Source organism: Aliiroseovarius sp. Z3, from assembly GCF_029105185.1.
Lineage (GTDB): Bacteria > Pseudomonadota > Alphaproteobacteria > Rhodobacterales > Rhodobacteraceae > Aliiroseovarius.
The window spans coordinates 337,763-357,323 of sequence record NZ_JAFMZK010000002.1 but is presented as its reverse complement, the minus strand read 5'-3'; the positions used below and the strand labels follow the sequence as shown (position 1 = coordinate 357,323).

Below are 19,561 nucleotides of genomic sequence, written 5' to 3'. Positions count from 1 at the left end.
GATCACAAATTGCTTCACCCGCGCAGAAATGGAAAAACCCCGTGATTCTAAAGGTTCTTCCGTGAAAAGAAAAAGGGGCGCCCCTGATTGGAGCGCCCCGATTCTGTTCTTCTGATAAGATCAGGCCAGCGAGCTGTCGATCCCTTTACAGGCTTCGACCAGACCTTTCACGGCGTCGACGGATTTGTCGAACATCGCTTGCTCGTCTTTGCTGAGCTTGATGTCGATGACCTTCTCGATACCGTTCGCACCGATAACGGTCGGCACACCAACATAGAAGCCGTCCAGACCATAGGCGCCATCCACATAAGCCGCACAAGGCAGAACGCGTTTCTGGTCGTTCAGGTAAGCCTGAGCCATTTCGATTGCCGAAGCCGCAGGTGCATAATAGGCGGAACCGGTTTTCAGAAGACCAACGATCTCGGCGCCACCGTCACGGGTGCGCTGAACGATGGCGTCCAGTTTTTCCTGGCTGGTCCAACCCATGTCCACCAGATCCGGCAGCGGGATGCCGCCAACGGTCGAATAGCGGGTCAGCGGAACCATTGTGTCGCCATGGCCGCCCAAAACGAAGGCGGTGACGTCGCGCATGGACACGTCGAATTCGACCGACAGGAAGTGACGGAAGCGTGCCGAGTCCAGAACGCCAGCCATGCCGACCACTTTGTTGTGCGGCAGGCCCGAGAACTCGCGCAGCGCCCAAACCATGGCGTCCAGCGGGTTGGTGATGCAGATCACGAATGCGTTCGGGGCGTGCTCTTTGATGCCTTCGCCGACCGATTTCATGACTTTCAGGTTGATGCCCAGCAGGTCATCACGGCTCATGCCCGGCTTGCGCGGAACACCGGCGGTGACGATGCAGACATCTGCGCCAGCAATGTCTTCGTAAGACGTGGTGCCCGACAGTGCTGCGTCGAACCCTTCAACGGGGCCGCTTTCCGCGATGTCGAGTGCTTTACCCTGTGGGATGCCGTCCGCAATATCAAAGAGGACAACGTCGCCCATTTCTTTCAGTGCAGCAAGGTGAGCAAGGGTGCCACCGATCATGCCGCTACCGATAAGCGCAATCTTGGGTCTGGCCATGAGTGTGATCTCCGATCAGTTGTTTTCGGGCGCATGCGTAGTCCGATTAAAGCATTCGCGCAAGGGTGCCGCGCCGCGGCATAACGCGGCGCTTGCCCCCGAACTGCATTCGCGATAGCGCTAAATCACTCGTTTTGCAGCGGTTTGAGGGACGCGCCATGCCCGAGGTTCTTGACCTCACATTCTTTGCCTTTGCGATCCCTGCAGTGATCTTTGCGGGTATTTCGAAGGGCGGCTTCGGCTCGGGCGCGGCCTTTGCAGCAACGCCGCTGCTCGCGCTGATTCTGGAACCCGGCGCAGCCATCGGGCTGATGTTGCCGCTGTTGATGCTGATGGATGTAACGGCGCTACAACCTTATTGGCGAAAGTGGGATACACCGTCAGCCAAGGCCTTGGTGCTAGGAGCCGTTCCGGGCGTGACAATCGGGGCGCTTCTGTATTCGATCGCCGATCCAGATTTGTTCCGCCTGTTGATCGGTCTGATCGCCGTTGGTTTCGTTGGCTTCCAGTTGGCGCGTGCGAAGGGGCTGATCCGCCCCGCAGCCCACCCCATGTCCGCAGGGCTTGGCGGGTTCTGGGGGCTGGTCGCTGGATTTACCAGTTTCATCAGCCACGCCGGCGGCCCGCCGGCAGCGGTGTTTCTGTTGTCCCGCCGGCTGGACAAGACCACGTTTCAAGCCACAACAGTGATCAGTTTCTGGGCGATAAATCTGTTGAAATTCATCCCGTATTTCGCACTGGGAATCTTTTCGTGGCAAACGGCAAAGGCCAATCTGTTCTTGATCCCGTTTGCAGTGATCGGGGTTTGGATTGGTGTGCATATGCACCACCGCCTGTCCGAGCGGAGCTTCTTTGCCTTCACCTATTTCTTCCTGATTGTCACAGGCACGAAGCTGATCTGGGAAGGCCTGACCTGATCAGCTACGGCGCCTGAAACAAGAAATTTCTGCGTTGCGGCAAATCCACACTTGCGGAATGGTGCGCAAATATGGTCCCTTGCGCAACAATATTGCGGAGTATCAGAATCATGCCCACTCGTCCCTTTCGTTCCGTCCTGTACATTCCCGGCTCGAATGAGCGTGCTTTGGAAAAGGCGCGCAACCTGCCTGCCGATGCGATCATCTTTGATCTGGAAGATGCGGTGGCCCCCGACGCAAAGATAGGTGCACGCACGGTTTTGAAGGCCGAACTGGACAAAGGTGGCTATGGCAACCGGGCCAAGATCGTCCGTATCAACGGGTTTGATACGGCTTGGGGCAAGGATGATGTGGCCGCTTTCGTAGGCGCCGATATAGACGCGATCCTGATGCCAAAGGTGGATTCGGCGGCACAGTTGGATGAGTTGGCAGAATTGATCCCTGACGTGGACCTGTGGGCAATGATGGAGACGCCACTGGGCATGCTGAACGCTGCCGAAATTGCGGCCCATCCCCGCCTGAAAGGCTTCGTGATGGGGACCAATGACCTTGCCAAGGAACTGAACACCCGCTTCCGCGCTGATCGCTTGCCGATGATGGGCGGGTTGCATCTGTGCCTGTTGGCTGCCAAGGCGCATGGGGTGGTGATCATCGACGGTGTCTATAATGCCTTCAAGGACGAAGAAGGTCTGAAGGTCGAATGCGATCAGGGCCGCGACATGGGCATGGATGGCAAGACCCTGATCCACCCGGCACAGTTGGACATCGCCAACACGGCCTTTGCACCGTCCGATGCCGAAATTGACCTTGCCCGGCGCCAGATCGCCGCGTTTGAAGACGCCGAAGCCTCGGGCCAGGGCGTGGCAGTTGTGGATGGTAAAATCGTCGAAAACCTGCATGTTGTGACGGCAAAAGGAATTCTGGCCAAGGCAGACGCCATTGCCAATATGGCCGGCTAGCGCGGAGAACACACATGACCATCCTGATCATCGGCATCGCCCTTTGGTATGCGGGGCATTTCTGGAAGCGCGCTCTGCCCGCGCGTCACGCAGCGATGGGCGAAAAGGCGAAGGGTGTTTCCGCCCTTATCCTGCTTATCGGTGTGGTCCTGATGGTGGTCGGCTACCGAGCGACCGAAAGCTTCGATCTTGTGGCCTATCCCGCGTTTCTGAAACACATCAACAATCTGGCCATCGTCTTCGCGATCTACTTCATGAGCCCGGGCCCATCGAAAGGCGCGCTGTTTTACCGGATGCGCCACCCGATGCTGACCGGGTTCATCATCTGGTCCGTGGCGCATATCATGGTGAACCCTGATCTTGCCTCGATGATCTTGTTCGGCGCGCTAACGATCTGGGCGGTGGCCGAGATTGCCGTGATCAACCGGGCCGAGCCAGAATGGACCCCGCACCCCAAGGGCGCCATCGCGAAGGACGGAATGTTCCTTGTGGCATCAGTTGTCCTGACGCTGGTCATTGGATTTGTTCACGGGCTGATCGGCCCATCACCGTTCGGAATGTAAGCCATGAAGCTCTATCGCCTGCTGACAGAAGATGACACATCGGCGTTCTGCCACAAAGTGACCGCCGCCCTGAACAAGGGATGGGAGCTTCACGGTGATCCTGCCTATGCCCACGACGCCGCGACCGGCAAAATGCGCTGTGCTCAGGCCGTGGTGAAGGTCGTTCCCGGCGATTACACACCCGACACGAAATTGGGAGAGCACTGATGGCAAAAACCAACCCCGGCCGTTTCTTTGAGGATTACAAACTCGGCGAGGTGATTGACCACGCTGTTCCGCGCACCGTGGCAGAAGGGGAGCGGGCGCTTTATCACGCGCTCTATCCAGCCCGTCATGCGCTATACTCCTCGGACGAATTTGCAGGCCATTGCGGGTTGGAGGGCTCGCCCCTGGATGACCTGATCGCGTTTCATATCGTCTTTGGCAAGACCGTTCCCGACATATCCCTGAACGCTGTGGCGAACCTTGGCTATGCGGAAGGGCGCTGGTTGAAACCGGTTTATCCGGGCGACACGCTGCGGTCATCTTCAGAAGTGATCGGGCTTAAGCAGAACTCGAACGGGAAATCAGGCGTGGTCTGGGTGCGCACACGTGGGGTGAACCAAGTGGGCGAGCCGGTTCTGGAATACGTGCGCTGGGTGATGGTGCGCAAAGGCAATCTGGACGCCCCTGCCCCGGACACCGTGATCCCCGAGTTGAAAGGCACGTTGGACACAAGTGACCTGACGATCCCTGAAGGTCTGTCATTCGCGGATTACGACTTCACCCTTGCGGGCGAACCGCACCGCTGGGGCGACTACGAGGTCGGCGAAAAGATCGACCATGTCGATGGCGTGACCGTCGAAGAAGCCGAACACATGCTGGCGACCCGCTTGTGGCAGAACACGGCCAAAGTGCATTTTGACGCCACCTTCCGCCCGGACGGCAAGCGGCTGATTTATGGTGGGCATGTGATCTCGATGGCGCGGGCCTTGTCGTTCAACGGGCTGGCAAATGCGCAGATGATCGTCGGCTTGAACGGCGGGGCACATGCCAACCCTTGCTTCGCGGGCGACACCATCCGCGCATGGTCTGAAGTTCTGGACAAGGCAGACACCGATGCGCCGGGCGTGGGTGCCGTGCGATTGCGCTTGGTTGCGGTCAAACATGGCGCGCCCGAATTCGCGCTAAAAGGCGAAGACGGCAAGTATCATCCCGAGGTCATGCTGGATCTGGATTACTGGGCATTGATGCCAAAATAGATGTCTGGCGACGATAATCGGCAAAGCAGGGCCGATGCCGCCGCGCGGCATTTGCGCCGGATTGCCCTATATTTTCAGTCGGATATAAAGACGCTTCGCATGTGATCACAAGAATATTTTTTGTGATCACATGGTGAAGATTTCCTTCATGTTAGCGCAAATTCGGCCAGTTTTGCTGCCCATAACGCGTGACTCTGCACTGCAAATGACGTTATTCCTGTCACAACAGTCGCAACAGACAGAAGGAGGCCGCCATGGCCGACGTGAATAGGGGCAATCGCCCACTATCCCCGCATCTGCAGATTTACCGCCCGCAGCTGACCTCCATCACCTCGATCTTCGCCCGGATAACCGGTGTCGCCCTTCTGGGGGCCGCGATCCTGGTTGTGTGGTGGTTCATCGCAGCCGCAATGGGACCGGGTTACTATGATCTGGTGAACGGTCTGATGACCTCGTTCATCGGGGATGTGATCATGTTTCTGGCGCTGTGGGCCTTGTGCTATCACGCGCTATCAGGTCTGCGACACCTGATCTGGGATATTGGCATTGGTCTTGATGTTCCAACTGCCGAAAAGATGGGCATTGGCGTCATCATCGGGTCTGTCATTCTGGCGATCATCGTCGCCATCATCGTGTAAGGGGGACAGGCATGCATTATCTAACCGACCGCAAACGCGCCGTAGGCAAAGGGGCTGCCGGCTCTGGCACCGAACACTTCTGGGGACAGGCCATTTCGGCTGTGGGCCTTCTGATCCTGATGCCGCTGTTCGCGCTGACCTTCGGTTGCGCGCTTGGGCTGCCCTACGAGGAAGCCATCGCCTATTACCAGCGCCCCTTCCCCGCCATCATTGCAGCGATGACGCTTGTCACCGCGATGGTTCACTTTCGCCATGGCATCCAAGTGGTGATCGAGGACTACTCTCGCGGCGTAGTCAAGAAAGTCCTTGTGATCACCTGCACCGCATTGGCTTACACAATTCTTGCGGTTGGCCTGTATGGCCTTGCCCGCATCGCCTTTTAAGACCGGAGAGCAACCCAAATGGCAGCTTACGAATACGAAACGCACGAATATGACGTGGTCGTGGTCGGTGCCGGTGGCGCTGGTCTGCGTGCGACACTTGGCATGGCCGAACAGGGCCTGCGCACTGCTTGCGTGACCAAGGTGTTCCCGACCCGATCACACACGGTCGCAGCGCAGGGCGGCATTGCCGCGTCCCTGTCCAACATGGGCCCGGACAACTGGCAGTGGCACATGTATGACACCGTCAAAGGCTCGGACTGGCTGGGCGACACGGACGCGATGGAATATTTGGCCCGCGAAGCCCCCAAGGCGGTGTACGAGCTGGAACATTACGGCGTGCCCTTCTCGCGCACCGAGGAAGGCAAGATTTACCAACGCCCCTTCGGCGGTCACACGACCGAATTTGGTGACGGACCGCCCGTACAACGCACCTGTGCTGCAGCCGACCGGACCGGTCACGCGATCCTGCACACGCTGTATGGGCAATCGCTGAAGAACAACGCGGAGTTCTATGTCGAGTATTTCGCGATCGACCTGATCATGTCGGAAGACGGCGAATGTCAGGGGGTTGTCTGCTGGAAACTGGACGATGGCACGATGCACGTGTTCAACGCCAAGATGGTCGTTCTGGCCACCGGCGGTTACGGACGCGCCTTCTTCTCGGCCACGTCGGCCCACACCTGCACCGGTGATGGCGGCGGCATGGTGGCCCGTGCGGGTCTGGCCCTGCAAGACATGGAATTCGTGCAGTTCCACCCGACCGGCATCTATGGCTCGGGCTGTCTGATCACCGAAGGGGCGCGTGGCGAAGGTGGCTATCTGGTCAACTCGGAAGGCGAGCGTTTCATGGAGCGTTATGCGCCCCAGTATAAAGACCTTGCCCCCCGCGATTACGTGTCGCGTTCGATGACCATGGAAATCCGCGAAGGTCGTGGTGTCGGCCCCGAGAAAGATCATATCTTCCTGCATCTCGACCACCTGCCTGCCGAGGCACTGGCCGAACGCCTTCCCGGTATCTCGGAAAGCGCCAAGATCTTTGCCGGTGTTGATGTGACCAAGGAACCGATCCCGGTTCTGCCGACGGTGCATTACAACATGGGCGGCATCCCGACCAACTATTGGGGTGAAGTTCTGAATCCGACCAAAGACGATCCGACCGCTGTCGTTCCCGGCCTGATGGCCGTGGGTGAAGCGGGCTGTGCGTCCGTGCATGGGGCCAACCGTCTTGGCTCGAACTCGCTGATCGACCTTGTGGTCTTTGGCCGCGCTGCCGCGATCCGCGCCGGCAAGGTGGTGGATGCCGACGCCGCCAATCCCAAGCTGAACCAATCCTCGGTCGACAAGGCGTTTGATCGCTTCGACGGGTTGCGCAACGCCAATGGTGCCGTGCCAACCGCAGAACTGCGCCTTGAAATGCAGAAGACCATGCAAGCCGATGCTGCCGTCTTCCGCACCGCCAAGACGATGAAGGAAGGCGTCGAGAAGATGACCAAGGTTGCCGCCAAGATGGACGACCTTGCCGTCACAGATCGCTCATTGGTCTGGAACTCGGACCTGATGGAGACGCTGGAACTGGCCAACCTGATGCCGAACGCTCTGGCCACCATCCACGGTGCAGAAGCCCGCGAGGAAAGCCGCGGCGCCCACGCACACGAGGATTTCCCGAAACGCGACGACAAGAAGTGGCGCGTCCACACCGTCAGCCGCGTGGATGGCACCAAGGTCGACCTGAGCTATCGCCCGGTTATCACCGACCCGCTGACCACCGAGAAAGAAGGCGGTATCGCCTTGAAGAAAATCGCGCCCAAAGCGCGGACGTTCTAAGGAGGACACGATATGGTTCAATTCAGACTTCCGAAGAACTCGACCATCCGCACGGGCAAAACATGGCCCAAACCGGAAGGCGCAACCAACGTGCGCAAGTTCCAGATTTATCGCTGGACACCGGATGACGGGGAAAACCCGCGTGTCGACACCTATTTCGTCGATATGGATACCTGCGGCCCGATGGTTCTGGACGCGCTGATCAAGATCAAGAACGAGATTGATCCGACCCTGACCTTCCGCCGATCCTGCCGTGAAGGCATTTGTGGGTCTTGTGCGATGAATATCGACGGGATCAACACGTTGGCCTGTATTTATGGCATGGATGAGATCAAGGGCGACGTGAAGATCTATCCGCTGCCGCACATGCCGGTGGTGCGCGACCTGATCCCGGACCTGACGCATTTCTATGCGCAGCACGCCTCGATCATGCCGTGGCTGGAAACCAAGACCAACCGCCCTGCGAAAGAGTGGAAGCAGTCCATCGAAGACCGCAAGAAGCTGGACGGTCTTTATGAATGCGTCATGTGCGCCAGCTGCTCGACCTCGTGCCCCAGCTATTGGTGGAACGGCGATCGCTATCTTGGACCGGCCGCGCTTCTGCATGCGTATCGCTGGATCATTGATTCACGCGACGAAGCCACCGGTGAGCGTCTGGACGAGCTGGAAGATCCGTTCAAGCTGTATCGCTGCCACACCATCATGAACTGCGCCAAGACCTGTCCGAAAGGTCTGAACCCGGCCAAGGCCATTGCGTCGATCAAGAAGATGATGGTCGAACGCAGGCTCTGATCAGCGAAATAGCTCACGCGATCATGTTGGCCGCCCTTGCCGGGGCGGCCATTTCTTTTGGCACCTGCCGACGGGATTTGGCACGTCCAGCCCTGCCCCTTGCGCAACGAAGCTAACCATTGGTTCATCGCAATGCTGATGGATTTCATCCCCCAAGCCATGGAGTGGGCGCAATCCTAACCGACCGATCGCAGCCTTCAGCATTGTAGGGCGCCACTGTTCGCCGCGGCGTAGAGCAAGATTGTATTTTGCATTCGGCTTGGGCGGACATATCCTGCCCCAATGACAGGGTATTCCGGTACACCCTTGCCGAAGAAGCTCGGCCTGAAAGACGGCCAACGGGTGGCATGGCTGAACCGCCCTGCCACCCAAGACCATCTTGTCACAAGCCGCGCTTTCGTCGTGGTGAACGACGTCACAGCCGGGGGGCTGACCGGTCCCTATGACCTGATCCACATGTTCACCGACAGCCGAACCGACTTCGAGGCCGCGTTGCCAAATCTTCTGGCAGCACTGGACAAGGACGGGATGATCTGGATTTCATGGCCCAAGAAAGCGTCAAAACGGCCCACGGACATGACCGAAGATGTGATCCGCGATGCCGCCCTAAAAACAACGCTGGTTGACGTGAAGGTCTGTGCCGTGGACGAGACCTGGTCGGGCTTGAAACTTGTGATCCGCAAGGAACATCGCGCGGCACACGGCTGACCCATCATTCCCGCGAACGCAGCACCCGCGCCGGGCGGGACGACAGCGGACGCCACGCATAGAACAGCCCCGCCAGAACTGTCGCAACCACACCGCCCGACACGATGGCAAGCGCGTTGGGGGCATCAAAAGCAAACCGTTCTTCCATGATATAATGGGTCACTGCCCAGCCGGCCAACCCGCCCGCCAGCACCGCGACAGCCCCCGCCGCCGCGCCAAGCACGGCCGATCGGATGGCAAAATTCATCAGGATCGCAGCCCGGGTTGCCCCGAGCGTTTTCAGCATTGCTGCTTCGTAGGTCCGCGCGCGCTCGCCCGCCGCCGCCGCCCCCATCAACACCACGAACCCCGTCAGCAAAGTTGCCAATGCGCCATAGGTGATCGCGGCGGCCACCTGCCCCATAATCCCTGTCACCTGTGTGATCGCATCCCGCACCGAAATCAGCGTGATATTCGGATAGGACCGACCAAGATCGCGCAGGATTGCCGCCTCGCCCGCTGCCTCGGAATAGATCGTCGCGATGTGGCTGTGCGGCGCCCCCGCCAACGCCGAGGGGTTCAGGGTCATAACAAACCCCATCCCTGCCTGGCTGAAATCCACCTCGCGCAGGCTGGTGATTTCTCCGGTGATGTCACGCCCCAGAATATTGACGGTCAGGCTGTCGCCGATGCCGATCCCCATCTCTTCCGCCTCTTCCGCGGCAAAGCTGATCTGGGGCGGACCCTGATAGTCTTCGGGCCACCATTCGCCTTCGACGACGGTGGTGCGTGTGGGCGTGGCCGAATAGGTCAGGCCGCGATCCCCCCGCACAACCCAATGACCGCCCGCGACTTCGCGGGCCGGGCGGTCGTTGATTTTAGTGATCATCCCGCGCAGCATGGGCGCTGTATCGATCCGGCTGACCAGCGGATCGTCTTCCAGACGCGCTTTCACACCGTCAATTTGGTCGGGCTGGATGTCCACGACAAAGAAGCTGGGGGCAACCCCCGGCAGATCCCGCGCAATCGCACCACGCAGATTGTTATCAATCTGACCCACCGCAGCCAGCACCGCCAGACCAAGGCCAAGCGACAGTACCACAGCACCCGCTTCGCCCCCCGGCCCGCCAACGGCGCCCAGGGCCATCCTGAGCGTGGGCCAGCCGCGTATCGCCTTGCGGTGCCCCACCCATCGGGCGATCCAGCGCACCGCCAATCCGGTCAGAACCAGCGCAGCAAAGGCACCGGCCAAACCGATAAAACTCCACATCGCCAGGCGGGGCATACCCGAAAGGGCGGCAGCAGACCAGATCAACAGCGCGAGAATGGCCAGACACAATCCGACGAACAACGGACGCGGCAGACGAGCGCGGCCCAATGCTGCGTCCCGAAACAAGGCCGCCGCCTTCACATCCTCAGTGCGCGCCAAAGGCCACAGAGTGAACAGAAGCGCGGCCAGAATGCCATACAAAGCAGCCTCGGCCAGCGGGCGGGCATAGATCGTGATCTCTGCCGTGATTGGCAACACAGACGCGATAAACGGCGCCAGCACCAGAGGCACGACAGCCCCCAGAAAAAGGCCCAGCAGCAGACCGATAATCGTCAGAGCGCCGATTTGCAGGAAATATGTAAGAAAAATGGTTGATCTTGTGGCACCTAACGCTCGCAAAATCGCAATTGTACTGGTCTTACCATCCAGATACGCGCGCACTGCCGCCGAGATGCCGACGCCACCGACCGTCAGCCCTGCCAGCCCGACCAGAACAAGGAACGCGCCCAACCGATCAACCAGTCGTCGCATGCCTGGAGCGCCGTTGCGGGCATCCTGCCAGCGCGCGCCGTTGGGCTCCAACGTCGGCATCGTGGCCGCATAGAGCGTGTTCAGGCTTTCGCCCTCGGCCAGACGCATTTTGTAATGACTGTTGAACAACGTGCCCTCGGTCAACAGACCGGACCCCACCAAAGCGTCCCGACGCACAATGGTGCGTGGTCCAAGACCGAAGCCGCCGCTTGCGTTGTCAGGTTCTTTCACCAGTTCGGCCATCAAGACGAATGCGACATCACCCAGTTGAAACATATCTCCACGAGACAGACCCAGCCGGTCGATCAGCAGATCATCCATAACCGCACCGGGCAATCCCTCCTGCCCGTCCAGCGCAGTGGAAAGAGCGATCGGCGGATCCAGTTCAACTGTCCCGACAAGTGGATAAGCATCGTCCACCGCCTTTACCTGCGTCAATCCCCGGTCGTCGCCGACAACCGCCATGGACCGGAAATCGGCCAGCACGCTTATCGCGTCGCTCTTTAAGGTCAGCAGCGTCAGCTCTGCGTCATCGGCAAAACGATAGGTGAACGATACGGATGCATCGCCACCCAACAGGACCGCGCCTTGTGAAGCCAGCCCCGCCCGTAGCCCCTCGCGCACGCTGCCGACACCGGCAATCGCTGCGACGCCCAGCACCAGACAGGCCAGAAAGATACGAAATCCACGCGTACCTCCGCGCATCTCGCGCCGGGCCAGACGCAACGCCATATTCAGCGTTTGCATCATACAAGCACCCCGTCCTGAATCTGGAGGATGCGATCACACCGCTCGGCAAGCTCTGGCGCGTGGGTCACAAGAACCAGCGTGGCGCCATGGCGGTCTCGCAGCCCGAACAACAGATCCATGATCGTCGCCCCGGTCTTTCCGTCCAGATTGCCGGTCGGTTCATCTGCCAACAGGATTTCCGGGCGCGGGGCAGCCGCACGGGCCAGCGCCACGCGCTGCTGTTCACCACCCGACATCTGACTTGGATAGTGATCCAGCCGGTGGGACAATCCAACAGCGTGCAGTTCTTCCGCCGCCCGCTCGAACGCGTCCCGCGCACCGGCCAGTTCCAAAGGGGTCGCCACGTTTTCCAACGCAGTCATGGTCGGGATCAGATGGAAAGATTGGAACACCACCCCCATATGATCCCTGCGGAACCGGGCAAGATCGTCTTCGCCCATCGTGCTCAGGTTCTGACCCAGAACGGTCACGCCGCCGCTGCTGGCCTGCTCAAGCCCGCCCAGCACCATAAGGAGAGATGACTTGCCCGACCCCGAAGGCCCCGTCAGACCCAGTGTCTCGCCCGCTGTCACAGACATGTCTATACCCTTGAGGATCTCGGTCCGACCGGCATTATGGCCAAGCGCTAGGCGGGTGTCGGTCAAATTGATGATCGGCTCGGACATGGGAAATCCTGCAAGGGGTAAAACAATATGATGTCACGTGGATATGGGGTTTTGAACTGGTTTCTCAAGTGCTTGGCGGCAATTGCATTGCTGTCGGGTGCAGCGCGTGCAGACGGGGTCACACTGCTTGCACTGGGGGACAGCCTGACTGCTGGCTACGGGTTGCCGCAGCAAGAAGGGTTCGTGCCCCAGCTTGAGGCATGGCTGAACGACCACGGAACGGTCGCAACCGTTATTAACGCGGGCGTGTCCGGCGATACGACGGCAGGGGGCGCGGCGCGACTGGGATGGGTTCTGAGCGACGACATCGACGTGGTTCTGGTGGCGTTGGGGGCCAATGACATGCTGCGCGGTATTGATCCGCAAGCGACCTACTCAAATCTCGATGCCATTCTGTCCGAGCTATCGGCGCGTGAACTGCCCAGCTTGCTGATCGGCATGCCGGGCCCTGCCAATTTCGGCGCGACCTACAAAGCACAGTTCGAACAAGTGTTCGAGCGTCTGGCACAGGACCACGATGTTTCGCTGTATCCCAGTTTCCTGGCCGGGTTGACGGAGGCCGCGGGATCCGCAAACGGTGCGCTTCAATATCTGCAATCCGACGGGTTGCACCCAACGGCAGAGGGCGTGTCCCTGATCGTTGATGCCTTGGGGCCGGCGGTTTTGGACGTGCTGCCTTAACCACCCGGCAGCTTAGCCAGCGCCCTGCCGTAACCATGGTCCTTTGCACAATGCGCGAGGTTGGCCACGCACCCTCACTTTCAGACAGGTTTTGGCCCAAAAACCTATCCCTAGTGACACCTGTTCGTTAACCGCTCGCTGTGCGAATGTTGCGCCCCTAAAAACCGGTCATGGCCATGACGGCCACAATTTCCGAGGCGGAGCGCCGCTGTGAAAATCCTTTTGATGACAGAAGACCTTGCCATCCAACGCAGGTTCACATCTGTTTTCCAGCTGGGTGGTGACGCCCCGCTACAAATCTGCACGACGTTACACGAAGCAGAGCTGCTGATGCCTGACAAATCTGATCGGCCGCTGCTGGCCGTGGATTTTGGCACGCCGGGCCTTGGAGGGTTGAAAGCGATCACGCGCCTGATCAAAGCGCGGCCGAACGCGCGCGTGGTGCTTTTGATGCAGGCCCCGACACTGACCGTTGCGCGACAGGCGTTGCGCCTTGGCGTGACCGGTTGCATACCTGCCCACCTGTCGAACGCCGATCTGAAGGCGGCTCTGACCTTGGCGCAGGGGCGCAGCGATCTTATCGTGCTGCCACAAGGAAGCCTGTCGAAATCCGGAAACGAAGGCCTGTTGTCGCGGCGCGAAGAGCAGATCTTGGCGCTTCTGTGCGACGGTCAGCAAAACAAGGAAATCGCGCACACGTTCGGCATTCAGGAAGTGACCGTGAAAATGCACATGCGATCGGTGATCCGAAAACTTGGCGCTCGCAATCGCACGCACGCCGCCATGATTGCGCGCGATCGTGGGATGGTATGACCCGTCTTTAACCTTCGGGGGGCGCATCGTCCCAACGATCGCTGAGAATACGTTGGCTGTCGCCGTCTGGATCCTCATACTGCTCGCTTTTCAGGGTCCAGAAAAACGCAGCCAACCCAAGACCGCCCAACAAAAGCGAGACCGGGATCAGATAGACCAGCACGTTCATCGATCAACCTTTCTTCAGCCGCAATGCGTTCAAAGACACTGTCACGGACGAGGTTGACATGGCAAGCGCAGCCGCCAGCGGTGTGGCCAGCCCGATCAGGGCAATCGGGATCGCAATAGCGTTGTAACCCGCCGCGATAGCAAAGTTCTCTTTGATGCGGCGTGTCGCTGCTTTTGACATGTCAATCGCATCGGACAGTGGCTCCATCGACTTGCCCAACAGAACAATATCAGACACCACGCGCGCGGCTTCCAGTGCCGATGCAGGCGAAATCGAGACATGGGCGGCGGCAAGAGCAGCGGTGTCATTCAACCCATCGCCAACCATCAGAACTTTCTTGCCGGACTTCCCCAGACGCGCGACATATTCCGCCTTCTCTTCGGGCAAGGTATCGGCTTCCCATTCGGTGATGCCAACACGGCCTGCAATATCGGCCACTGCGGCAGGCACATCGCCGGAAATCAGCGTGATGCCCATACCTTTGGTTTTCAAGGCTGTGATGGCTTCGGCGACGCCCGGCCGCAATGCATCGGTAAAGGTAAACGCGACCGGCTTGGCTCCTGACACCGACAAATAGGTTGCGGTCTGCCCGACCGCATTCGCGCCCAGCCATTCCGCACGCCCCAAACGAACGATCTTGCCCTGCCAGTTCCCTTCGACGCCGCGGCCCGGAACTTCGTGAACTCCGGTCACGTCGGCGGGTTGCACGCCCGCCATGCGCGTCGCCTGCACAAGCGATTGCGCCAAGGGGTGGCTTGAGCCTTCCGCCAAAGCCAGCGCGATTTCAAGGTCGCGGGACTTGTAATGCGTCAGGTCGTCCATTGCTGGCTTGCCCTCGGTCAGGGTGCCGGTCTTGTCAAAGACAACGTGGTCGACCTCGGCCAGCCGCTCCATGGCGGTGGCGGATTTCAGCAACATACCTTGTTTGAACAGCCGCCCGGACGCTGCTGTGGTCACAGCGGGCACTGCAAGGCCCAAGGCGCACGGGCAGGTGATGATCAAAGTTGCGACAGCGATATTCATCGCCATGCGCCAGTCACCAGAATACCAGAACCAGAACAGAAACGCGGCGAAAGCCAACAAGTGCACCACGGGCGCATAGACTGCCGCCGCCTTGTCGGCAAGTGATGTATATCGATTGCGGGCCGTTTCCGCGATGGCGACAAGATCGGCCATGCGATGCAGGGAGCTGTCGCGTCCCGCCGCCGTTACGCGCACGGTCAGTGGACCGGTCAGGTTCACCTCACCGGCTGACACAACGGTATCGGGCGCCGCTGCAACCGGCAGGCTTTCCCCGGTCAAAAGCGAGCGGTCAAGCTCACTTTCCCCGGTAACGACGATCCCGTCCACTGGCACGCGGGCGCCGGGCACCACGCGCACGATGTCACCGGACGACAGGTCGGACACGGCCACCTGCTCGTCGGCCTGTCCGGCAACCACACGGGCGGCACGCGGCACTTCAAGGGCAGCAAGTTCTTCAGCGGCCGATCGTGCGACCGCACGGGTGCGGTAATCCAGATACCGTCCGGCCAACAGGAAGAAGGTCAGCGACAGGGCAGCATCGAAATAGGCGTGTTCGCCTGAATGCATGGTTTCATAAAGCGACATGCCCAGCGCCAGCAGGATCGCCAGCGAAATTGGCACGTCCATGTTCAGGCGACCAACCCGCAATGCGGACCAAGCAGAGCGAAAGAACACCTGACTTGAAAACCCGATGGTCGGAATTGCGATGGCCGCGCTGATCCAATGGAACAGGTCACGGGTGGCATCGGTCGCACCCGACCAGACCGCAACGCTTAGCAGCATGACGTTCATCATGGCAAAGCCCGCAACGCCCAGCCGCATCAGCAGGTCTTTGCCCTGCTTGTCAGTCGCGGTCGAGGTCAATTGCCCCGGATCAAGCTCGTAGGCTTCAAACCCGATCCCGGTCAGATAATCCGCCAATGTCTGTGCCTCAACGTTCGGATCAACATCCACGGTGGCGCGTTTCAGGGTCAGGTTCACCCGCGCCGCCCGAACCCCCGGCTGCGCCGCAAGCCCGCGTTCAACACCGGCAATACAGGCGGCACAATAGATTTGAGGCAGAGACAGCATAATGCGCTGCGCCTCCATCCCATTGCCCTGATACCCTTTCCCGGCCTGCGCTTCAGCAAGCGGGGCTGCGTCACAAGCTGGGCAGGCAGAGATCGGTGTGGCCATGGATACGTTCCTTATCGACGGTCGGTCGGGCTATTTGGACGAGATGAAAATCGGGATGCGTCTTTGAAAATTGGTGCCGTCTTCGGCAACCACATTCAAACGCAAGTTCCAGTTGCCCTCGCCCAGTGGGCCAACCTGCGCCAGATAGACACCGTTGGAACCCTGAGCGAATGACGGTTCCTGATCCTCGTTCACGTGGGTCGCACGGCCAAACAGACCGTAGATGGACTTGACCGTGACAGGCGCGCCGGCCTTGTCCTTGATATTCAGGACCAACATTTCGCCATCCACCTCGGCGGTCACATCCCAACCCAATGCCTCTTGCGCGGCCTTTTGGGCGTCAAACTGCTGGCTTGCGACATAGGAATTCTTGGTCTCAAGCCCGGGAAACGTGCCAATGGCGGAATAAGCCATGAAGACGTTCACCCCAATGATCACCGCAAAGGCCGAGACCACGATGGCCAGAACGTGCTTTCCGGTCAGTTCGAACTCTTTTTTGTTTTGTGAATTGGCCATTGGCTAGCGCCCCCTGCCGTTGAACACCGTGTCCAAATGCACACGATCACCCGTAATGCCATCAACGATCCAAAGGCGCAGTTCAGTGCGCGCAGTGCGCGCGGCTTCGGATCCCGGAGGCGCCACCACATAAACCCGCTGCTTCGCCTCGGTATCAGGCGGTGCGACCAGCACGAGTTTATCGCTGCCCTCCAGCTCGATCACCATACCACTGTCATCGGTAAGCGAGAAGTAATAGGGCCATTCCTCGCCATGACGGTTGCGCACACCCACGTCATAGGTGTTGCGAATCGCCCCGTCAGACAGGGTGACATAGGTCGGATTGCGAACCGGACGCACTGTCACATCCACTTTCGGGCGAACAAACAGCGCCACGGTCAAGGCGACCCCGACCAAGGCCCAAAGCGATGTGTAAAGAATCGTGCGCGGGCGCAGCAGGTGCTTGATCACCGGGATTTTCTCGTTCCCTGCGCGCTCGTATGCCTCGTCCTTCAAGGCGAGATAGTCGATCAGGCCACGTGGTTTTCCAACCTTCTCCATCATCTCGTCGCAGGCGTCGATGCACAGGGCGCAGGTGATACATTCCAGTTGCTGACCGTCGCGAATGTCGATCCCCATCGGGCAGACGTTCACGCAGGCATTGCAGTCGATGCAATCGCCAAGCTCCTCGCGGTTCTTGCCTTTGCCGCGCGGCTCACCCCGCCATTCACGATAGGCGATGGTGATCGTGTCCTCATCCATCATCGCGGCCTGAATACGTGGCCACGGACAGGCATAGATGCAAATCTGCTCGCGCGCGATACCGCCGAAGAAGAAGGTCGTCAGGGTCAGAACCAATACGGTCGAATAGGCCAGCGGATGCGCGTTGCCTGTGACAAGATCGGCCAACAGCGTGGGTGCATCGGCAAAATAGAACACCCACGCACCGCCGGTGGCGACCGCGATCAGGATCCAGAGTGTGAACTTGATCAGACGTTTGCGGATCTTCTCGGCGTTCCAGTTCTGTCGGTGCAGCCGTAGACGGGCGTTCCGGTCGCCCTCGACCCAGCGTTCGACAAGGATGAACAGATCGGTCCAGACCGTTTGCGGGCACGCATAGCCGCACCAGACACGCCCGGCGGCCGAGGTGAATAAAAACAGGCCCAGCCCCGCCATGATCAATAGGCCCGCAATGAAATAGAATTCATGCGGCCAGATTTCGATCCAGAAGAAATAGAATCGGCGGTTGGCCATATCGACCAGAATGGCCTGATCGGGCAGATTTGGCCCGCGATCCCATCGGATCCAGGGCGCAAGATAGTAGATGCCGAGCGTAATGCCCATGATCCACCATTTCAGGCTGCGAAACGTGCCTTTCACCCGCTTGGGAAAAATTGGCTCGCGCGCGGCGTAAAGCTGTTCGGGGGCGTCAGACATGGAAAGATTCCACTCCTGCTTATTAGGTTGATCTTGGAACTAAGAATTATTCTACATTGCAGCCTTGATGTGGATCAAAGAATTTGGCCGCGCCGCTCATGGGATAAGTGATTAGTCATTGATTATTATCAAGTTTCCATAATGTCACAGCGCCATCCCGTCGCAGTCTGTCAATTGGCCGCACCCTGACAGCCAACTGAAAAGCCCATTGGCATTGAAACAACCCGGTGCGTGCTAAAAAAACCCGACCGCGCTGGGCGGCCGGGCTTTCAGATAAGGTGGCACCAACCCCGGAGAAACGCGCGAACAGGATCAGGGGTCGGTGCCGTTGACCGGGGAGTGAGGCCCCGGAACTTATGGTTGGCCGGTGGCTTACTCGCCACCGCCCAATTGGTGGACATAGGCCGAGACAGCGTTGATCTGGCTCTGGCTCAGCTTGCCGCTCCACGCTGGCATTACGCCAAATGGGCCGGTCGTCACGATCTCGGTGATGGCTTCTTTGCTGTCGCCATACAGCCAGATGGCATCCGTCAGGTTCGGTGCACCCTGACTGCGATCGCCGGTACCGTCTTCCATGTGGCACGAGGTGCAGTTGTCGACGAAGACCGTTTCCCCCGCGGCCGCCAATGCCATATCCGCATCGGGCTTGGTGACCGGCGACAGCGACATCACATAGTTCACGACCTGTGTAATTTCCTCGTCGCTCAGATAGTCGTCTCCGAAGGCGGGCATCTCGGAGTAGCGTGTGTCAGCGTCGTCTTCCGACCGGATACCATGCTGAAGTGTCAGCTGGATATCTTCGATCGTGCCGCCCCACAGCCAGTCATTGTCCAGAAGGTTGGGATAGCCGACATTCCCAGCCGCTCCCGAGCCGTGACATTGCGAGCAGAAGGTCGCAAAGGTCGCACGACCCGACTGGATGGCATAGTTGTGCAGATCGGTGCCTTGCTCCAACGTGGTTATGTCTGCTGACGCCAACTGGGCTTCCAGTTCGCCGTTCAGCGCGGTGAAACGGTCGATCTCGGCAGCCACTTCGGCACGGGTGGAATAGCCCATATAGCCAGCGGTTGCGCCTTTGATCAGCGGCCAGGCCGGATAGGCGATGGTGTACCAAACGCCCCAGATGATGGTCAGATAGAACACCCAGACCCACCAGCGTGGCAGGGGATTGTTGAACTCCTGAATGCCGTCCCATTCGTGGCCCGTCGTTTCGGGTTCTTTCTTCTCAATTGGTTTCTTACTCATTGCCGCAACTCCCTTTGAGCTGAGCGCCCGGGAACATCAGTCCCGGTCACCGGCAGGTTTGTCTTCGTGGCGGAAGGGGATGTTCGCGATGTCCTTGTGGACCTTGTTCGATCCCGGACGGAACGCAAACAAAGCGGCCCCGACGAAAAAGGCGAACATCGCGATCAGGAACCAGCTGTCTGCGAAAGCTCGCATAATGCCATAGGTGTCCATCATCCC

Annotated in this window: 21 protein-coding genes; 12 read left to right on the top strand and 9 right to left on the bottom strand. The window is 59.3% G+C overall.

The window, feature by feature from the left end; all coding sequences use genetic code 11:
• Positions 1–120: 120 nt before the first annotated feature.
• Positions 121–1,083, bottom strand: coding sequence for a malate dehydrogenase (gene mdh, locus J3R80_RS04745; protein ID WP_275392609.1), 963 nt, complete (start codon positions 1,081–1,083; stop codon positions 121–123).
• 158 nt (positions 1,084–1,241) lie between these two features.
• Between mdh and J3R80_RS04740 the strand changes: the two genes are divergently transcribed.
• From J3R80_RS04740 to J3R80_RS04695, 10 genes are all read left to right on the top strand, one after another.
• Positions 1,242–2,000 (top strand): sulfite exporter TauE/SafE family protein, encoded by a 759-nt coding sequence (locus J3R80_RS04740; RefSeq protein ID WP_275392608.1) that lies wholly within the window; start codon positions 1,242–1,244, stop codon positions 1,998–2,000.
• Between the two features lie 110 nt (positions 2,001–2,110).
• Entirely contained in the window at positions 2,111–2,959 is an 849-nt protein-coding gene (locus J3R80_RS04735) for a CoA ester lyase (protein ID WP_275392607.1), read from the top strand.
• Positions 2,960–2,973: 14 nt separating this feature from the next.
• Positions 2,974–3,522, top strand: a complete 549-nt coding sequence (locus J3R80_RS04730) for an NnrU family protein (protein ID WP_275392606.1) — start codon at positions 2,974–2,976, stop codon at positions 3,520–3,522.
• A 3-nt stretch (positions 3,523–3,525) separates the two neighbouring features.
• The gene (locus J3R80_RS04725; protein WP_275392605.1) at positions 3,526–3,729 is read left to right on the top strand and encodes a DUF1737 domain-containing protein; all 204 of its coding nucleotides are present in this window, start codon (positions 3,526–3,528) and stop codon (positions 3,727–3,729) included.
• Positions 3,729–4,763 (top strand): MaoC family dehydratase, encoded by a 1,035-nt coding sequence (locus J3R80_RS04720; protein ID WP_275392604.1) that lies wholly within the window; start codon positions 3,729–3,731, stop codon positions 4,761–4,763. The genes J3R80_RS04725 and J3R80_RS04720 overlap by 1 nt, the downstream gene beginning before the upstream one ends.
• Positions 4,764–5,017: 254 nt before the next feature.
• Entirely contained in the window at positions 5,018–5,401 is a 384-nt protein-coding gene (sdhC, locus tag J3R80_RS04715) for a succinate dehydrogenase, cytochrome b556 subunit (protein ID WP_275392603.1), read from the top strand.
• Between the two features lie 11 nt (positions 5,402–5,412).
• The gene (gene sdhD / locus J3R80_RS04710) at positions 5,413–5,784 is read left to right on the top strand and encodes a succinate dehydrogenase, hydrophobic membrane anchor protein (protein WP_275392602.1); all 372 of its coding nucleotides are present in this window, start codon (positions 5,413–5,415) and stop codon (positions 5,782–5,784) included.
• A gap of 18 nt (positions 5,785–5,802) precedes the next feature.
• A complete protein-coding gene (gene sdhA / locus J3R80_RS04705) occupies positions 5,803–7,608 on the top strand; it encodes a succinate dehydrogenase flavoprotein subunit (RefSeq protein ID WP_275392601.1) in 1,806 nt (601 codons plus the stop codon).
• A 12-nt stretch (positions 7,609–7,620) separates the two neighbouring features.
• Positions 7,621–8,400 carry a succinate dehydrogenase iron-sulfur subunit gene (locus J3R80_RS04700; protein ID WP_275392600.1) on the top strand — a complete coding sequence of 260 codons (780 nt, stop codon included), beginning with the start codon at positions 7,621–7,623 and terminating at the stop codon, positions 8,398–8,400.
• A 282-nt stretch (positions 8,401–8,682) separates the two neighbouring features.
• The gene (locus J3R80_RS04695; RefSeq protein WP_275392599.1) at positions 8,683–9,108 is read left to right on the top strand and encodes a DUF3052 family protein; all 426 of its coding nucleotides are present in this window, start codon (positions 8,683–8,685) and stop codon (positions 9,106–9,108) included.
• Positions 9,109–9,112: 4 nt separating this feature from the next.
• Here the strand turns inward: J3R80_RS04695 and J3R80_RS04690 are convergent, their stop codons facing one another.
• On the bottom strand, positions 9,113–11,638 hold the full coding sequence (locus tag J3R80_RS04690) for an FtsX-like permease family protein (protein ID WP_275392598.1): 2,526 nt from the start codon (positions 11,636–11,638) through the stop codon (positions 9,113–9,115).
• A complete protein-coding gene (locus J3R80_RS04685; protein WP_275392597.1) occupies positions 11,635–12,303 on the bottom strand; it encodes an ATP-binding cassette domain-containing protein in 669 nt (222 codons plus the stop codon). Before J3R80_RS04685 ends, J3R80_RS04690 begins: the two co-directional genes overlap by 4 nt.
• A gap of 27 nt (positions 12,304–12,330) precedes the next feature.
• Here J3R80_RS04685 and J3R80_RS04680 point away from each other — a divergent pair, with 27 nt between their 5' ends.
• Entirely contained in the window at positions 12,331–12,984 is a 654-nt protein-coding gene (locus J3R80_RS04680) for an arylesterase (RefSeq protein ID WP_275392596.1), read from the top strand.
• 225 nt (positions 12,985–13,209) lie between these two features.
• Positions 13,210–13,797 (top strand): response regulator transcription factor, encoded by a 588-nt coding sequence (locus tag J3R80_RS04675; RefSeq protein ID WP_275392595.1) that lies wholly within the window; start codon positions 13,210–13,212, stop codon positions 13,795–13,797.
• A 7-nt stretch (positions 13,798–13,804) separates the two neighbouring features.
• Here J3R80_RS04675 and ccoS read toward each other — a convergent pair whose 3' ends face one another.
• The 6 genes from ccoS to J3R80_RS04645 all read right to left on the bottom strand — a co-directional run bounded on the left by ccoS (position 13,805) and on the right by J3R80_RS04645 (position 19,555).
• Positions 13,805–13,966: a cbb3-type cytochrome oxidase assembly protein CcoS gene (gene ccoS / locus J3R80_RS04670; protein ID WP_275392594.1), complete on the bottom strand. Its 162-nt coding sequence runs from the start codon at positions 13,964–13,966 to the stop codon at positions 13,805–13,807.
• Positions 13,967–13,969: 3 nt separating this feature from the next.
• Positions 13,970–16,165, bottom strand: a complete 2,196-nt coding sequence (locus tag J3R80_RS04665) for a heavy metal translocating P-type ATPase (protein ID WP_275392593.1) — start codon at positions 16,163–16,165, stop codon at positions 13,970–13,972.
• Between the two features lie 30 nt (positions 16,166–16,195).
• Positions 16,196–16,681, bottom strand: coding sequence for a FixH family protein (locus J3R80_RS04660; protein ID WP_275392592.1), 486 nt, complete (start codon positions 16,679–16,681; stop codon positions 16,196–16,198).
• A 3-nt stretch (positions 16,682–16,684) separates the two neighbouring features.
• Complete coding sequence (gene ccoG / locus J3R80_RS04655) at positions 16,685–18,097, bottom strand: cytochrome c oxidase accessory protein CcoG (protein ID WP_275392591.1); 1,413 nt, start codon at positions 18,095–18,097, stop codon at positions 16,685–16,687.
• Between the two features lie 372 nt (positions 18,098–18,469).
• Positions 18,470–19,342 (bottom strand): cytochrome-c oxidase, cbb3-type subunit III, encoded by an 873-nt coding sequence (gene ccoP / locus J3R80_RS04650; RefSeq protein WP_275392590.1) that lies wholly within the window; start codon positions 19,340–19,342, stop codon positions 18,470–18,472.
• 36 nt (positions 19,343–19,378) lie between these two features.
• Complete coding sequence (locus J3R80_RS04645; protein ID WP_108857374.1) at positions 19,379–19,555, bottom strand: cbb3-type cytochrome c oxidase subunit 3; 177 nt, start codon at positions 19,553–19,555, stop codon at positions 19,379–19,381.
• Between the last annotated feature and the right edge of the window lie 6 nt (positions 19,556–19,561).

Excerpts from the sequence above, each read along its gene's own strand:
- mdh (WP_275392609.1), bottom strand. The coding sequence starts at position 1,083 with ATGGCCAGACCCAAGATTGCGCTTATCGGTAGCGGCATGATCGGTGGC.
- J3R80_RS04740 (WP_275392608.1), top strand. The coding sequence starts at position 1,242 with ATGCCCGAGGTTCTTGACCTCACATTCTTTGCCTTTGCGATCCCTGCA.
- J3R80_RS04735 (WP_275392607.1), top strand. The coding sequence starts at position 2,111 with ATGCCCACTCGTCCCTTTCGTTCCGTCCTGTACATTCCCGGCTCGAAT.
- J3R80_RS04730 (WP_275392606.1), top strand. The coding sequence starts at position 2,974 with ATGACCATCCTGATCATCGGCATCGCCCTTTGGTATGCGGGGCATTTC.
- J3R80_RS04725 (WP_275392605.1), top strand. The coding sequence starts at position 3,526 with ATGAAGCTCTATCGCCTGCTGACAGAAGATGACACATCGGCGTTCTGC.
- J3R80_RS04720 (WP_275392604.1), top strand. The coding sequence starts at position 3,729 with ATGGCAAAAACCAACCCCGGCCGTTTCTTTGAGGATTACAAACTCGGC.
- sdhC (WP_275392603.1), top strand. The coding sequence starts at position 5,018 with ATGGCCGACGTGAATAGGGGCAATCGCCCACTATCCCCGCATCTGCAG.
- sdhD (WP_275392602.1), top strand. The coding sequence starts at position 5,413 with ATGCATTATCTAACCGACCGCAAACGCGCCGTAGGCAAAGGGGCTGCC.
- sdhA (WP_275392601.1), top strand. The coding sequence starts at position 5,803 with ATGGCAGCTTACGAATACGAAACGCACGAATATGACGTGGTCGTGGTC.
- J3R80_RS04700 (WP_275392600.1), top strand. The coding sequence starts at position 7,621 with ATGGTTCAATTCAGACTTCCGAAGAACTCGACCATCCGCACGGGCAAA.
- J3R80_RS04695 (WP_275392599.1), top strand. The coding sequence starts at position 8,683 with ATGACAGGGTATTCCGGTACACCCTTGCCGAAGAAGCTCGGCCTGAAA.
- J3R80_RS04690 (WP_275392598.1), bottom strand. The coding sequence starts at position 11,638 with ATGATGCAAACGCTGAATATGGCGTTGCGTCTGGCCCGGCGCGAGATG.
- J3R80_RS04685 (WP_275392597.1), bottom strand. The coding sequence starts at position 12,303 with ATGTCCGAGCCGATCATCAATTTGACCGACACCCGCCTAGCGCTTGGC.
- J3R80_RS04680 (WP_275392596.1), top strand. The coding sequence starts at position 12,331 with ATGATGTCACGTGGATATGGGGTTTTGAACTGGTTTCTCAAGTGCTTG.
- J3R80_RS04675 (WP_275392595.1), top strand. The coding sequence starts at position 13,210 with ATGACAGAAGACCTTGCCATCCAACGCAGGTTCACATCTGTTTTCCAG.
- ccoS (WP_275392594.1), bottom strand. The coding sequence starts at position 13,966 with ATGAACGTGCTGGTCTATCTGATCCCGGTCTCGCTTTTGTTGGGCGGT.
- J3R80_RS04665 (WP_275392593.1), bottom strand. The coding sequence starts at position 16,165 with ATGGCCACACCGATCTCTGCCTGCCCAGCTTGTGACGCAGCCCCGCTT.
- J3R80_RS04660 (WP_275392592.1), bottom strand. The coding sequence starts at position 16,681 with ATGGCCAATTCACAAAACAAAAAAGAGTTCGAACTGACCGGAAAGCAC.
- ccoG (WP_275392591.1), bottom strand. The coding sequence starts at position 18,097 with ATGTCTGACGCCCCCGAACAGCTTTACGCCGCGCGCGAGCCAATTTTT.
- ccoP (WP_275392590.1), bottom strand. The coding sequence starts at position 19,342 with ATGAGTAAGAAACCAATTGAGAAGAAAGAACCCGAAACGACGGGCCAC.
- J3R80_RS04645 (WP_108857374.1), bottom strand. The coding sequence starts at position 19,555 with ATGGACACCTATGGCATTATGCGAGCTTTCGCAGACAGCTGGTTCCTG.